The organism is Pigmentibacter ruber, from assembly GCF_009792895.1.
GTDB lineage: Bacteria > Bdellovibrionota_B > Oligoflexia > Silvanigrellales > Silvanigrellaceae > Silvanigrella > Silvanigrella rubra.
The window spans coordinates 44676-60393 of the sequence record NZ_WSSC01000001.1; the positions used below are offsets into that span (position 1 = coordinate 44676).

15 protein-coding genes are annotated in these 15718 nt (G+C 29.3%); 4 read left to right on the top strand and 11 right to left on the bottom strand.

All coding sequences use genetic code 11. The annotated features are described in order from the left end of the window. Positions 1-2: 2 nt before the first annotated feature. Positions 3-1067, top strand: a complete 1065-nt coding sequence (locus GOY08_RS00220) for a hypothetical protein (protein WP_158996546.1) — start codon at positions 3-5, stop codon at positions 1065-1067. Next, entirely contained in the window at positions 1060-2343 is a 1284-nt protein-coding gene (locus GOY08_RS00225) for a site-specific DNA-methyltransferase (RefSeq protein ID WP_158996548.1), read from the top strand. The genes GOY08_RS00220 and GOY08_RS00225 overlap by 8 nt, the downstream gene beginning before the upstream one ends. Here GOY08_RS00225 and GOY08_RS00230 read toward each other — a convergent pair. After that, entirely contained in the window at positions 2244-3620 is a 1377-nt protein-coding gene (locus GOY08_RS00230) for a response regulator (protein WP_158996550.1), read from the bottom strand. The genes GOY08_RS00225 and GOY08_RS00230 overlap by 100 nt on opposite strands. Positions 3621-3724: 104 nt before the next feature. Between GOY08_RS00230 and GOY08_RS00235 the strand changes: the two genes are divergently transcribed. Next, complete coding sequence (locus GOY08_RS00235) at positions 3725-4528, top strand: chemotaxis protein CheX (protein ID WP_158996552.1); 804 nt, start codon at positions 3725-3727, stop codon at positions 4526-4528. Between the two features lie 75 nt (positions 4529-4603). Here the strand turns inward: GOY08_RS00235 and GOY08_RS00240 are convergent, their stop codons facing one another. Together GOY08_RS00240 and GOY08_RS00245 are read right to left on the bottom strand one after the other, a co-directional pair. Beyond that, positions 4604-5527, bottom strand: coding sequence for a flagellin N-terminal helical domain-containing protein (locus GOY08_RS00240; protein WP_158996554.1), 924 nt, complete (start codon positions 5525-5527; stop codon positions 4604-4606). A gap of 214 nt (positions 5528-5741) precedes the next feature. Further along, the gene (locus GOY08_RS00245) at positions 5742-6704 is read right to left on the bottom strand and encodes an NAD(P)H-dependent flavin oxidoreductase (protein WP_158996556.1); all 963 of its coding nucleotides are present in this window, start codon (positions 6702-6704) and stop codon (positions 5742-5744) included. A gap of 249 nt (positions 6705-6953) precedes the next feature. Here GOY08_RS00245 and GOY08_RS00250 point away from each other — a divergent pair, with 249 nt between their 5' ends. Next, complete coding sequence (locus GOY08_RS00250; protein WP_158996558.1) at positions 6954-8636, top strand: pentapeptide repeat-containing protein; 1683 nt, start codon at positions 6954-6956, stop codon at positions 8634-8636. 23 nt (positions 8637-8659) lie between these two features. On the opposite strand, the gene GOY08_RS00255 is transcribed toward GOY08_RS00250, so the two are convergent. From GOY08_RS00255 to GOY08_RS00290, 8 genes are all read right to left on the bottom strand, one after another. Next, positions 8660-9799, bottom strand: a complete 1140-nt coding sequence (locus GOY08_RS00255; protein WP_158996559.1) for a PP2C family protein-serine/threonine phosphatase — start codon at positions 9797-9799, stop codon at positions 8660-8662. Positions 9800-9917: 118 nt separating this feature from the next. Next, the gene (locus GOY08_RS00260) at positions 9918-10859 is read right to left on the bottom strand and encodes a Rossmann-fold NAD(P)-binding domain-containing protein (RefSeq protein ID WP_158996560.1); all 942 of its coding nucleotides are present in this window, start codon (positions 10857-10859) and stop codon (positions 9918-9920) included. A gap of 14 nt (positions 10860-10873) precedes the next feature. Next, the gene (locus tag GOY08_RS00265; protein ID WP_158996561.1) at positions 10874-11998 is read right to left on the bottom strand and encodes an aminotransferase class I/II-fold pyridoxal phosphate-dependent enzyme; all 1125 of its coding nucleotides are present in this window, start codon (positions 11996-11998) and stop codon (positions 10874-10876) included. Positions 11999-12495: 497 nt separating this feature from the next. Continuing rightward, positions 12496-12678, bottom strand: coding sequence for a hypothetical protein (locus GOY08_RS00270; protein WP_158996562.1), 183 nt, complete (start codon positions 12676-12678; stop codon positions 12496-12498). After that, positions 12675-13496, bottom strand: a complete 822-nt coding sequence (locus GOY08_RS00275; RefSeq protein ID WP_158996563.1) for an enoyl-CoA hydratase/isomerase family protein — start codon at positions 13494-13496, stop codon at positions 12675-12677. The genes GOY08_RS00270 and GOY08_RS00275 overlap by 4 nt, the downstream gene beginning before the upstream one ends. Position 13497: 1 nt before the next feature. After that, the gene (locus GOY08_RS00280; RefSeq protein WP_158996564.1) at positions 13498-14310 is read right to left on the bottom strand and encodes a hypothetical protein; all 813 of its coding nucleotides are present in this window, start codon (positions 14308-14310) and stop codon (positions 13498-13500) included. A gap of 123 nt (positions 14311-14433) precedes the next feature. Beyond that, the gene (gene scpB / locus GOY08_RS00285) at positions 14434-15126 is read right to left on the bottom strand and encodes an SMC-Scp complex subunit ScpB (protein WP_158996565.1); all 693 of its coding nucleotides are present in this window, start codon (positions 15124-15126) and stop codon (positions 14434-14436) included. A gap of 13 nt (positions 15127-15139) precedes the next feature. Further along, positions 15140-15697, bottom strand: coding sequence for a hypothetical protein (locus GOY08_RS00290; RefSeq protein ID WP_158996566.1), 558 nt, complete (start codon positions 15695-15697; stop codon positions 15140-15142). Between the last annotated feature and the right edge of the window lie 21 nt (positions 15698-15718).

The window sequence follows — 15718 nt, forward strand, 5'->3', positions numbered from 1 at the left end:
TTATGTCAAAAGACCTTACTTATACGATTTATAGTCATTCTGATGCTGACGGCGGAATAGCTGCGGCATTATTTTCAAAATTTATTCATGATAAATTTGCCAAATATGGTTGGAATATTGATATTCATCCAGTGAATCATGTCTCTTCGCAAGGTGATTGGAATCTTCGGGAAATTAAATGGCCTTGTGCTATTCTTGATTTTTCATTACATCCTTCTTTTTTAAATAATAAGTTTTTTTTAGCTAAGCAAACTCTTGAAAAAAAACTAAATAATGAAAAACAAATTCCTGATTGCTATTGGATTGATCATCATCCCACAGGATCAAGCTTTTCTTTTTTAAATGAAAGAAATACTTCTGAAATCATTCCCAATGTAGTCACAAAGTGGGATACTCAAGCTATTAGTACTCCCGGGCTACTGCGGACACATCATCACGAGCTAACATTTCCTATAAAAATTTTAAAAGAATATGAAGAATTTATTGATCTAGCTGAAATAATTGATGGTGCTTTGTATGTTACAAGTGAGGCGGCTCATGATTACTCTTCACAAGCAGTAAAGTTGCAAACTTTATTCAGTCCAAGTCATCCAATCATTGATAAAATAGCATTATATAAAAAACTTGTAAGACAAATTATTAAAAGCCCTTCTGTAGAAAATCTTTTTGATAGTGATTATATCTACGATGCTATTATAAAAAATGAAGAACTACTATTTTATAAGCAATATAGAATTTATAAAAAAGTAACACAACAAATTTCAAAAGTAGCTTATTCTAATTTTCTAGGTACAAAAGAGTTTTCTGGTATGGCTCGGTTTCTTCCTTATTTATTGTTTCCAGAATCAGAATATGCTCTGCATGTATTTCCAAACTATAACAAAGGAAGTACATCCATTTCATGTGGAATTAATCCTTGGAATAAGCCTAAAAATTCGACAAAGCATTTAGGAAATTATTTTGCGCAAAATTTTGCCGGTGGCGGGCATGCCTTTGTAGCAGGTGGGAGAGTTTTAGATGATGAAGTCTATAAATTAGAAAAACTTTTAGAGTATTTAAATGAGTAAACTCAAAAATGAATTTTCTTTAAATCATTTTTCAAGTTACATTAATGAAGCTAATTATTTAATTGAAGGAGATAACCTTCCAGTACTAGAATCTCTTTTGTCTTTATATAGTAACAAAATAAAATTAATATATATAGATCCTCCTTATAATACGAAACAAAAATTTATTTATAATGATAATTATGGTGATCATACCTCCTGGTGTGAAATGATGAAACCAAGATTACAACTTGCTTATAAACTTCTTTCAGACAGTGGATTTATCTTTATAAGTATAGACGATAATGAGATACATTATTTAAGATTTCTTATGGATGAAATTTTTGGCCGAGAAAATTTTAGAAATTGTATTATAGTTCCAAGAGGAGTAAAAAATGTTCAAGCTCAATTTAATTCTGCAAGAAGTTTGTCTGTAGGGCATGAATACATTTTATTTTATAGTAAAAAAAAAGAAACAAAAATTAAAAAATTTGAAGTTCAGAATAAAAATAAAAATAGAAATTATGGTTGTTGGAATAACCATTGGAGAGGGACAAATAGACCTAATTTAAGATATGAATTATTTGGCATTCTTCCCAAAAATGGTCAATGGCGTTGGTCAAAACAGCGAAGTTTACAAGCAATAGAAAACTATAAGAAAATCTTGAATGAATTAAAAAAGAAAAATTCAGAAAATATTTCTGATGAAGACATAGGAAAATGGTATAGAAAAAATATTGCAGAAAATACAAAATTTGATCTTTTACGCTTAAGTAAATTAGGAAAACCAGAACATTTTATACCTCAAAAAAATAATATATTGGGGAGTGATTTATGGAATGATATAAAAATATCTGGATCAAAAGATTTTAAGAAAATTATTGATTTTATTAATTTTGATATGCCTAAATCAGTTGAATTAATAAAAAGAATAATAAGTCTTTGTACTTTGCATGATTCTAATGATATTATTCTCGATTTTTTTGCAGGTTCTGGTACAACGGCACAAGCTGTTTTGGAAAAAAATATTGAAGATAAAGGTAATAGAAAATTTATATTAGTTCAATCAAGTGAGAAAATTAAGTTTTTGTTAAATAAACAAATAAATATCAGTACAATTGCTGATCTTGCTAATGCCAGAATTGAAAAATATATTCAACAAAACATTTATGATGATGTTAAGAAATATTTTTATATTCAATTTAATCCGAATGAAATAAATTCTTCTTCACCAGCTGGTGTGGCTGGTGCTGGTTTTGCTCCATCATCAAAACCGCCCATAATAAAAGACATTTGATCTCCAGTTAGTAAACATTTTGGTGTTTCTTTTCCTGCTGTATTAGCTGTGGGAGCACCAGCTGTACTTTTTGCTTGAGCAGCTGGTGCAGCTGGTGAAGCACCCTCTTTTTCAAGTTTTTCTAAAAGTGTTTTTGATTTTAAATAATTTGGTGGAGCCTTTTCAACTGATTTTTTAGCGTGCTCTATTGCTTTTACTTTATCACCTAATTTTGAATATGCTAAGGCGATATTATAAAGTAATAAATATTCTTTATCAGGCATATCTAAAACTTTTATAGCATTTTTATATAGAGAAACTCCTTCATTAAATTTACCAGCTTTGACTAGTAAAACGCCTTTATTATTAAAAAAGCTAGCGAGTTCAGAACCTTTTTTAAGATTGGCCAATACTTTTTTACTTTCTTCAGTTCTGCCTTGTGTTGCAAGTGCTCTACCTAAACCAAAAGAAGCTCTGTCATCTGTTGGATTAAGTTTTAATACATTTTTAAAATTTTCTTCTGCTTTTTCTGCTTCACCATTTCCTAAATTTAATTCACCAATGACAAGAAGCCTATCAATGTTATGTGGACTTAAAAGTTTTGCCTTCTCTAAAGCTTTCATAGCATCATCAAATTTATTATTTTTGATATGAACTTTTGAAATTAAATTTAATGCTGGTATATGGTTAGGATCAATTTTTAGAATCTTATTTAAAAATTCTTCGGATTTTTTTATATCCTGCGCTCTTAACAGGAGTTCAGCATATAAAGTAAGAAATCTTAGTGAATTTGGTTCTTTTTTTAACCTGGGCAATAGCAATTCTTCAGCTTTTTTATAATTTTTAGCAACCATAGAATTGTTAAATTCTTTTTGAAAATTCCTATCACTTTCTGGATTTTTTTCTTGCTCTTCTAATTCTTCTAATCTTTTAATGAAGTCTTTTTCCGCTACTGGTTTTGTTAAAGTTTCATAAAAATAAAATTCAGATATAATTGCTTTATCTTCTTTTCCTATACTCCCAACAATCGGCACGCAAAAACAATCTCTGATTTTTTTATTTTCATGAGTTTTTATGTATTGGACAAGGGCAATACCAGAAAATATAGGCATTCTAACATCTACAAAAATGATATCGAAAATTGTGGAGTTTGTTTCAAGTTCTTTTAATGCTTGTTCTGCTCCTAGAAATCCTTTGTAATTTATTTTTCCCATTTTTTGGAAAATTTTTTCCATTTGAGAGAGAACATCAGGATCATCGTCAACAACTATTATGTTTTTAAATACAGATAGTGTCATTTTTCCCCCTTAAGGCTTCTACAGATTTTAACATGTCTTATCGATAGCTAGAGATGTCAGTTAATTGTATTAGCTCTCTCTTAGGATGAGGGAATGAAAACAGGATGTCTGCCCAAAATCCGTTGGAAAAAAAGCTTGATAGGTATTATGAGGATATTATTGATAAAATAATGGAACTCATTGAAACTCAAAAAAATGTATTGGGCGAGCAAAAAGAACTTAAAAAAGATATAGCTAAATTAAAAGAGCATGTTTTAGAAACAAAAACTGAGTTTGAGCAAATTAATGCCAAGCTTGATAATTTAACAAAACTTGCAAAAACAGGAGGAGGCTCAGGATCTAGCTCATCATACTCATCTAGTTCTTCTTCCTATGGAAATAAACCTGCAAGTGGTGGGCAACCTAAGAGTTTAAAGGACTTTCTAGCAACAGAAGCAGCAATATTTGATGTTAAAGTATTGAATGCTTTTATTAAATCAACAAAAGAAATAGTTAAAACGAATACAAGAACAGAACCATCATTTTTAAAACCAGTTGTTGGCGAAAATACAAATTTAAAAATAGTTGTTGCTGGTAGGATGAATCTTTCACGTGATACTGGTAAAGGAACAATGGCATTTTGTATGGAATTAGAATCTGCAACAGCAATTACAAAGGCTGTTTTTATGTCACCTGAAGATGCAAAAGTTTCAGATGCAGATATTAAAGATGTGACAAGTGAAATTTGTAACCAAATTTGTGGAAAATCAAAATTAGCATTAAAAAATGAAGGATATAGTTTTGATATTGGAATTCCTGAAATACATCAAGGACAGCCGAAAGATCTATTGGCTGTCCTTGGTTATCCAAAAATATCATTGTTTTTTGCCTACGACAAAAAACCTTTTTACGTTTTGTTTTGGGGATAAAATTATTCTTTTAAATTAATTATAACTTTACAGGATAATTAATTTAAAAGAATAAATACATGAATTTTATAAATATTATCCTAATAAACGTAATGCAAGCATTGGAATTTGATTGGATTGAGATAAAACAGAAACACCAGATTGTTTTAAAATATTTGACTGTGCAAGTTTAGCTGTTTCTTCGGCAAAATCTGTATCACGAATACGGCTATTTGTAGCTGCATTGTTTTCTGCTTGGATACTTAATTGGGTAATTGTAGAATTTAAACGACTTTGAATTGCACCCATAGTGGAACGATAGGATGATACTTTAGTGATAGCATCATCTATTATACTAATAGATTTTTGTGACATTTCTTTAGAAGAAACGCTTGTTATCTCATCTTCTTCTGATGTACCTAGATTTAAACCGTCTTCATTAACTGAGGCATTTACGTTACTAAAATCAATTCTAATGATATTTGTTGGATTAATATTATCTAAGCTATCTGCGGATTCAAAATAGTTTTTTCCAACTTGTAATTCAAGTGGAAATTTATTAGATCTTTTAGTAATTTCTTCATCAATATCATCTTGGTTTCCAACTAACAAAAGTGTTCCGTTAAATTCAGTAGTTTTAGAAATACGGTTGATTTCATCTTTTAATTGGCCAAATTCTTTGTTTAAAAAACCTCGCTCAGTGTTACCTATAGTATCACTTGCTCCTTGAATAGAAAGTTCACGAAGTCTAGATAAAATATTTCCAATTTCATTCAAACCGCCTTCGGCAGTTTGGATTAAAGAAACACCATCATTGGCATTTCTTCTAGCCATGACAAGTGAGCGATAATCAGCTCTTAATTTATCACTAATAGCAAGACCAGCAGCGTCATCAGAAGCTTTATTAATTCTAAAACCTGAGGACAGCTTTTCCATGGATTGGTTATTCATCTCATTACTAATTGTTAAGTTACGTTGTGCATTTAAAGATTGCACATTTGTAGCAATACGAAAACCCATAAAATATAACCTCCTAGAACCTTGCCAATTGCCAAGTAATTTGAAATTAATTTCACTTACTGCAACTATTTTGACTGTGTCAAAATTATGATAATTAATCGATGTAATGATTAAAGTCTTTAGATTTTTTTTTTTTGAAAATATATGAAATATAATTTCTTATTTACTTATTTATTTATTAATAAAGTTATTTTTTGAAATTTTTTGCAAAATATTAATTTAAAAATAATTTGTTTTTTGCTTCAACATATTCATTTATTATTTTATTCACTAAATTGTTACAAGTTAAAATTTCATTTATTTCTGAAACAATTTGGCCAACTTCAAGCTCACCTTCATCTAAATTTCCATTTAACATACCTTCTTTTGCTCTCCCTTTACCAAGTAGTTGTGCCAATTTTTCTTTATCAGCACATTCATCTTCAGCTAGAGCAATTTTTTTCGAAAAACTATTTTCTAAAAGTCGAACTGGAACAAGTTTTTTCATTCTTAAAAAGGTTGAATTAAATTTAGCTTGGCACATTGCAGTTTTAAAATTAATATGAGCAGAACTTTCTTCTGTAGCCGCAAATGCGGTGCCTATTTGGACTCCTTCAGCTCCTAGTGCAAAGCATGCTAATGCGGCTTCTCCTGAGCCAATTCCGCCAGCTGCAATAATAGGAATTTCTAGCAATTTGCGCATTTGTTGCAATAAAACTAGAGTTGTTAGCTCATCCCGACCATTGTGACCACCTGCTTCAAAACCTTCGACAACTACAGCATCAACCCCAGCGTTTTGGCATTTTAAAGCTAAATCAGGATTACTTACAACATGAACAACTGTGCAGCCCTCTTTTTTTAAAAAAGGAGTCCAGGTCTTAGGGGAACCAGCACTTGTAAAAAAAATTTTGATTCCTGCCGATAAGGCCACTTCAATTTGACTTTGAGTTTTATTGTATAATAAAGGAATGTTTATTCCGATAGAACGATTTGTTAATTTTTTTGCTTTTTGAATATGCTGTTTGAGAACATCTGGCTGCATACTACCAGCGCCTATTAATCCTAAGCAACCAGCATTTGCTGCCGCTGCAGCTAATTTCCCTCCACTTACCCAAACCATACCCGCTTGGATGATTGGATGAGAAATATTAAATAAATTACATATTCTATTCTTGGGCCAAATATTATTTTCATTCATTCTATTATCTCCTGAAGAGGAAGTCATTTTCAGTTACATAATTTTTTTAATAGACTTTTTATTAAAGTGCAAATTTTAATATTTTAAATTAACTAAAATTTTATTTAATTTGTTACATAATGTAATCAATATTTATAAGGAATAATTTAACTATTAAGTAATGTGATATTCATCATATATATAAAAAAAAACTTGTATTAATAGTTCCTCATGTTTATTTTGTATTACTTAATTTAGGAAAATAGATTTATGAATGATAAGGATATTTTAAAATCAATTGGAATAAATAAAGAAGAAACTGATACATATATTAAATATATTTTATATAATAAGAATGACAGAAATTTAATCAAATCAAAAGAATTATTAATAACAGCACATGGAAGTTATCATTCTGCAACAACGCAGTTTCGTGCTGATAAAAAAATATCATTTTATAGTAATCACGGCTACAATTTAGTTTCAGAAAGTGATTCTACTTTGCGAAGAATTACGCAAACTAGGGCAATTGCAAAAGAAACTTATTTTCGAGACAATTATGTAGTAAATTATAATTTAAGTGATGTCTCTGATCATAAAGGATTTTATATAGATAAATACTATGATAGAAAAGATTTTATCAAATTAATAATGTTTGAATCTTATTTATATTCAGTAAGAAATATCTATGAAAGACAAAAAGTTGCAAATAGAATTCCTTCTGATCTTATCCTTTCTGCATGTCCTGATATTCTAATGGTGAAGTCAAATACAAACTTACTTCAGGTTGTTTTTGATCCAAAAAATGCAGACTACGAAAAAATATTTTGTAGTTTTTGTCGTGGAAGTGGTTCAGGAAGTCCTTCTATGCGAGCTACAAACATTCCTAAATATCTTAGCGATCATGAAGTTCATAGAATAGAGTACTCTGTAAAAAGTGAAATACAAAATCGTGGGATTGCAGGTGAGCGACCTAGAGGTGTACATGCTGCTCCCGTTGTACCATTAGCCACTACAATTCCAGTAACAACAGCTACAGGAAGCGGAGTTTCTGCAAGTCGTGCAGGAGGAGTTTCTGCTGCACCTGTAATAGGGCGAAGTGCACCAGCGACTCCAATAATTGAACCTGCAAAAAGAGCAAGAGACTTTAGAAATAGGGATTTTAGCCATCAAACGTTAAATGGCAGTGATCTTTCCAATGCCGATTTAAGTGGAGCAAATTTTAATCATGCTATTTTAAGAAATGTAAATTTGAGTGGTTCTGTATTAAGTTGGGCAAAATTTGATCAAACTATTTTTAATAAAACAAGTTTATGGAACTGCGATTTAGATAATACAAATTTTGATAATGCAAGATTTTATTATGAAAATATGACAATAAATGAAATAATAAATAATTCGGATCCAATTAGTTTAGCAGCAAAAGCACAAAAATGGTCAACAATAGAATATTTACCATTAGGTGATTCAAAAAGATTAGGATTTAATGTTATGATTCCTACAATCTTTAAATTAGAAGACATTAGAGAACCTGGTTTATATCGTTTTGTTATTCTACCAAATGGTGAAATTAGAATTGGCTATGAAGATAATAGGAAAAATGAAATACAAATTTGGCGAGATAGATTTGGCAGAGAAGTAGAAAGAAGAAATATAGTAACAAATTTTACACAAAATGGTAAAACCGAGATTTGTTCGCATGGAGGCCTTTGTGATTATCAAAAGACTATTGCTGCTGGAGTAATTAATATAGGAAGCTATTTTGGAAGAAATTATATAATTTCTATAACAAATCAGTCAGGTCATTATAAACCTAATAAGGAATCTTTATTTATTGCTGGAATAATAATTCAAAAAAAATATCCAAGTTTAATTAATAGAACGAGAATAGAAGCAATGAGTTCTGATCATTGGGGAAGATCTTTTTTAGAACATGTAGGAACTATCAATTAAAGATATAATATAACTTAATTTATTTATAATATTTCTATTGCAATTGCTGAAATATCATCCTCTAAAATCTTTGAGTCAAGCATATTTAAAACCTCATTTTTAACATTTTGCATGACATCATTAATATTTAAATAAGCTACAGAAAAATGTTTTTTTAATATTTCTTTAATTTTTTTTGTACCTATTTGCTCCCCTTTTGAGAGACCTTCGATAAGTCCATCAGTATAAGCAAATATTACATCACCACTTTGAATACCTTTTAATTGTCCTTTGAAAAAAAGATCCTTCTCACTTCCAAGAATTTTTCCTGAATTTGGTAAAGCTTCTATTGTCAGAGGAATATTGTTTTGCAAATTACTTCTTTTTATGACAAACGGAAAGTTATGTGCAGCAGAATAGGTATAAACATTCATTTCATCTTTCGAAATAACTAATGAAAGCATAGTCATCATAAATGATTGTTTACTCATTTTAAGAAGAGTTTCATTAAAATCTTTTAAAATGACAGTTGGTGAATCGAATTTTTTATTTTCATTAATAGCTAACATGCAATGTTTTTCAAATATTCCAGAAATTACTGCAGTGAGAAGAGCAGGTGCAAATCCATGTCCAGTGATATCGCCAATGTAAATATTAGCTGTTCTGTCTTCTAAAAAGAAATTAAACCAATCTCCCCCTACGTGTAGTGCTGACTTATAAAATGAGGCAATTGAAAAATGTGCATTGTGAACTGGGCTTGTTGGCAGTAAAGACTTTTGAATTGTTGTAGCCATTCCAAGTGCTTCTAATTCAATTTTTTCTTTTAGAAGCTCATTTTCGTTTTGCATTTTTGAAAATGCTTTCATGATATATTCTTGTTCTTTTACTCTAAGTAAATTTATTCCATAAATTAATATTTCATTTGACTTTATTTTGTTTATAAAAAATTCAAATGGGATATTTTTTCTTTTATTTAAAACCCATTCGTACTCAAATTTGCTTAAATTTTCATTAATAAATTTTAAAATATCAATTTTATGAAATATTTTATGAATTTCTTTGCTTTCTTGTTGATTTCCAACATCGAATGCTAAATTTGATATTTTCAATTTATTTTTTTTCATATCAAAAATAGCTATAGGAAAGTCAAAATTGTTAGAAAATTTTTTGATATTTTGAAACATTTTTTAACCTTAAGTCAAAGTAATTTACTTTTTAGTTTATCTTCTATAAATATAGTATATTTTTTTAAGATAGATTTTACTATGGTATTTATGTGTCAAAATTAAGTCAATTTATTAGTTATAATTTGTTTATAATATAGCGCGAAAGCATAATATCTTGAGCAGCAAGTCCAGTTAAATCTATCACGGAGTAACTTTCACTACTAATATAAGCTTCATTTTTAGAAAAAATATCGCCTAATTCTAAAATATTATCTTGAATTTTTGGATATAGTTTGACTGCATGACTTAATTCACCATACTGTAAACATTGATGTGAAGAGTCAACAAATATGTTTTTTGCTTGCAAAAGTACTGATGGGCAAAGTTCTTGCTTAATTCCATCATCAGCACCTAAAGCAATTATTAGGGTACCAGGAATAATATTGTCACGAAATAAATAAGGAACTTTAGCGCTCGTAGTACATATAATCAGTTTATTATTCATTAATACATTATTTGCATTTGCAGTTAAGTTTACAGTATATCCTAAGTCATTAAATTTTTCATAACTCTTTTCTAGATTAGAATAATTTCTGCCATAAATAAATAAATTTTTTAGACAAGGAAAAATAAATTTTAGATATTTTGCATTTAAATAAGCTTGTATTCCGCAGCCCATAATACCAACACTTTGAATTTCCTTATCTCCAAAAAATTGAGCACAAAGAGAAGCTGATAAAGCGGTTCTTGTATCTGTGATAAAACCATTATCATTAAATAAAATTTCTGGAATTCCTGTAGTTGTATTTAATGCAATAATTACACCTTGGCTTGGAGATATATTTTTTAAGTAATTTTCAGGAAAACCTGCTGCAATCTTAATATAATAATATTTATCATCTTTTAAATAACCTGATTTAATATGAATATCAGCATTTTTCTCAGGAAAATGAGTTTGAGTAATTGGTGCACAAATAATTTTTTTTTCAGAATAATAAATAAATGATTTTTTAAGTTCTGAAAGTACTTCGTTGATATTAATATTTTCTTTGATTTCTTCTAGTGTTATAACTTTCATAGTTAAATTTTTCTTTAAAAATTGCAATCACTAAGAAAAATATCAAATCTTTTTAATGCTTCTGGCATATTTACTCTGCCAAATCCAACTCGAAAATGATTTTCATAGTGGTCAAAAACATCTCCTGGAAGCAGTTGAACTTTATGCTTCTGGCTGAATTGTTCGCAAAAATCATATGCAGAGGTATTTAGTTTTAATTTTGGATAAGCTATGCAACCGCCTTTAGGTTCAAACCATTCAAATATTTCATTTCTATTTAAGAAAAAATTTCTTAGCAAATTTAAGTTTTTTTCTATAATTTTCTGATTTCTATTGTAAATAGTGGTTTCGTTTTGAAGAGCAATAATGGCTAAAATTTCGCTTGGCGCACCATTGCATATAGTTAAATAATGTTTAAATTGAGATACTTTTGTCATTAATGCATTGTCTTGAGATGCTAACCAACCAATTCTTAGACCAGGAAGGCCATAAGATTTAGAAAGAACGCCTAAGCTTATTCCTTTTTCATATTTACTCGCTAATGGAGGGAGCTGAGCAGATTTGGTAATTTCTAACCCCCTATATACTTCATCAGAGAAAATATAAAGATTATGTTTTCTTGCGATATCAACTAGAAAATTAAGTTCTGCATTTGATAAAATGTAGCCAGTAGGATTATGTGGAAAATTAATTATTATTATTTTCGTATTTTTTTTGATTAGAGTTGGTAATATATCTAAATTAAAAGAACACATTCCATTAGAAAAGTCCATTGGTAATTCACTAACTTCACAAAGATGTTTTGGTAAGTCTTTCAGTGATTGATAGCAAGGAGAGAAGACTATTGCATGATCATCCTTGTTTAGGATGTTAGTTAAAGCTGCATATATAGCTTCTTCCGCCCCATTGAATGTACAAATATTTTCAAAGCTAGAAGGCAATTGATAGCGCTTATTAATTTCTTCTAGCAAGATAGGGTGTCCTTTAGGATGGGTATAAGACAAATTCAAGGAATCCCATAGTTGTTTTGTTTGGGGTGATGCTAAATTTAAGAGTTCTTGCATTTGATATGTTTCCATATCTGATCCTGAAAACATAATTTCGCAGTTAAATTCCCGCTCTGATAGATATTCTTCTAATTTAAAGATAGGTAATCTCATAATATTATAGCCTTTTTGTAGTTCAATGCTCAAAGAAGAACATATTTAGACAAAAATATATAATTTATATTTTTTTGTCAATTTAAATTTATCTTGCTAATATAATGAATTTATTTGATTTACAAAAAAACTAACTTTAAACTCAAAAATGAGTTTTTCTAATTATGAATTATCGTTCTTTAAGAGGGTTGCCCAAAGATTGCTTTTTAATTTTTTAATTACTACTGGGTAATCTTTTTGATTCTAAAAACGGTCTTAAAACTCTTAAAACAGGTGAAGAAAACTATTCTGCTAGTTATAATATAAATTTTGATTGGTATGTAAGTGCAAATCCTTTTTCTAGCAACCAAATTTTTCATATACATAGTGATGTCAAATCTATTTTTACATCTGGTGTAAGAGATAATAGTTATGCTGATGAATACTGCGCAAAAGAGATTATAAATTCTATTAAAAATATAAATGGGATGTCAATTAATTAAAATATAGAAAAAAGCTTATCTACTAGTTTGTTTTTCATCCTTTTTTTCTTTATCTTTTGGATCTACTTTCGGTTTTCTAGCTTCTACTTCTTGCTGGACATTACTAGGTGATGTTGCAAAAAAAGCATCTGGTGGAGCTTTAAAACCGCAAGCCTGAAGTAAAAATACTGTGCTTAGAATTATTTTTAAATTTTTCATTTTCTTTTTTTTCTATTTTTCAGAAATAAATTTATTTTATTTTTATGATCTTCTTGCAGGAAATGTTTACTAAAAAATTCTTTGTCATATTCTTCTAAAGCATCGTAATTAAAAATATTTTGTCTCTCAAATAAACCTTGCTTTAAACTTATTGGACAATTTTGTAATTCTAAAGACCAATTTTTAATCTCGTTAAAACATGCTTTTTTAGAAGTAAATTCTTTATCTACTAACCCATTTTGCAATAATTGTTTTTTATCCATCACAGTTTTTGTTATTAAATAAGCTGCAATTTTTCTTTGATTTAAATTAGGGCACAACTCTGCTAAACGTAACATTCCACCCCAACCTGTGGGTAAACCAAACTGTGCTTGACTAAAATGCAGAGCATAAGATTTCCCTACTCCCCAACGAAAGTCAGTAGCTAAAGCTAATTCGGCACCTCCTCCATAAGCTGGGCCTGTTAAGACAGAAATGGATATTGCGTTTGTTTGATGCAGTAAGGAACAAAATTTATAAATGGCTGATGTGTATAAATTTCCATATTCAGAAGAAAATTTGGCTAGTTCAATTAAGTTCCCGCCACTTGAAAAAATACCCTTTACTTCTGATTTTAAAATAATAAGCTGGCAGGATTGTTCGGTGATAAATTTTTCAAAATATGTTGTTCCTCCGCTTAGAGGTGAACAGATATCTTGCATTAATTTAGCCATTCTAAAGCTAATAGCATTTTTTGTTGAACTACTATTTAAAGTAACAAAGCAAATGTTGCTATCAGAAGAAATAGAAAATTCTTTATCATCAACCAGCTTCTGCATATTAAACTCCAGAGTTTACTTTTCTAGTTTCAACATCTATTGTTTGGTTAGAATTAGGATTTGGTAATGAAGCAAAAGGATCATTTTTGATATTTACTTTTCCACCAATAGCATCATCAAAGGCTGCTAAATGTTTTGAGCGAGAACCAGCCGCTTGTAATTCTTTGTCTAAATCTACTTTTTCAGCTCCTGTTAATTCAGTAGAAAGCTTTGCAACAGCTTTTGATTTTTGTCTTGCGTTTCTTATTGCTTCTAAGTTTTTTGAAGAAGAATCTACTGATAATCCTGTAAGTCTATCATTTAGTTCTTTAATTTTTTGTGAACTAATGATATCAGCAACAGTTTCTGCTTCTTCTTTATTAAGAGAATCAATTTGGTTTTGTAATTCAATTAAGCGAACTTTATAACGCTCTATGGCTTGTTGTTGTTCATCAATTTCATTTTCTAGCTCTTTTATTCTACCCTCATTTTTATCTGATTTTTCTGCTAATTGAGCATAAGCAGTTTTATATCTTTCATCAGGGTTTTTCTTGTAAAGTTCAATTGCTCCAGCCATTTTTTGTTGCAATTCTTCACTTTCTTTAGAAATCTTCTTAACCTCTTCTGATTTCATTTCTCTTATACGAATTAATTCAGCTACAGCTTCTCGCATTTCTTGATAATCTTTGCTCCAATCTTCTTTTGTTTTACGAAATTGAGAGCGAATGGCATCGGCACTAGATGACACAAGTTTATCTGTTGCTCTTTCTGTTTTACCTTGTGCTAAACCAAAAATACTTGAAAAAAAACGTCCTAAGCTGTCAAAAAAACTCATAATTCCTCCAAAATAAATTAAAAAACAACTTTGCTTCCAAAAAGAAGCTAATGTGTTTAAATAAAATAATAGCAGCAGTTTTGTCTTCTGTTAAGATAATTACATCTATTGTTAAATAATTCATTATCCTTGTGTGTCATCTGGGGAAGAAAAACCAATATCAGAAGAATTTACAACTTTATTATCATTCTCACTCGAGTTTTCTTCAATAGCACTTAAAGCTAAGGCAGCCTTTTTTTGGTCATCAATATTCATTTGCAAAGATCTTAAGCTAGGCAATTCATTTAAGCTGTTTAAACCAAATACTTCGAGGAATTTTGCAGTAGTTCTAAATTCTAATGGATTACCGACTTCTTTTCTTGTTCCAGAAGCATAAATTAAATCTTTTTCTTTTAGAGTTTGCACGATTGATGAACTGTCGACTTGGCGTAAAGCATTGATTTGAGCTCTGGTAATTGGTTGGCGATATGCAATAATTGCTAATGTTTCTAAAGCATTTTTACTTAAAGAACGAGCTTTTCCTGCATATTGTTTTTTTATTAAATTTAGGTGTTCATTTCTAGTTTTTATTTGATATTTATTATCCTTTTCATATATTTCAAAAGCGCGGTCTTCATATTCAAATGCTAAAGCACGTATAGCCATTCGAATATCAGCTAATGAAACTTCTCCAATCCAATTACGGATTTCTCCTGCTTCAAGAGGAGTATCCGCAACAAATAAAATTGCCTCTACTTTTGTCTTTAATTGATCAAAAGTAGATTTACTTAAATTATTTTCATTACTATTAATATTTAGTTCTGAGCTGTCTTCCATAAAATCCTATATATTAAATTTCTTTCTTATTTTTTTCTTTTTTACTGCTTATTTTTTTTTCAGGTTGTTCTTGTATTACTTGTGCATCAATTATATTTTTTTCAGAAATTCTTTTTTTTGCATCATTTATTAATGTTTGAGCTATATTTTTTCTAAAATTCATAAAGGATTCAATATTTGTCGGTGCATTATGAACAACAACTGAGTTTACATATTTAACAATTGGTACAATATTTTTACCATTGTTATGTTCAACCAACATACTCATTATTTCTGTACGAATTTCATTTGTGATATTTTCTTCTGGTTGTCCTTCAAGTATTTTATTTACTAGCTTTGAAATATTTTTTTCTATTTCAATATTCGTCTTATGACCAACGTCATTTACTTTTCCAAGTAAAAATTGAATTTCTTCTTTTGAAAAAGAACGTGCTTGATGAACAGCTTTTTTTGCCATTCCAAGCATGGCACTTGGGTTTAAATTTTCTTGATTCTTTTTTAGAGTTTCAACAATTTTTTCAGAGTTTATATTTTTTAAATTTTGCAAGAAGGAATTGATTTTGCTGTCCATTGCTATTTCCTTTAAAATATA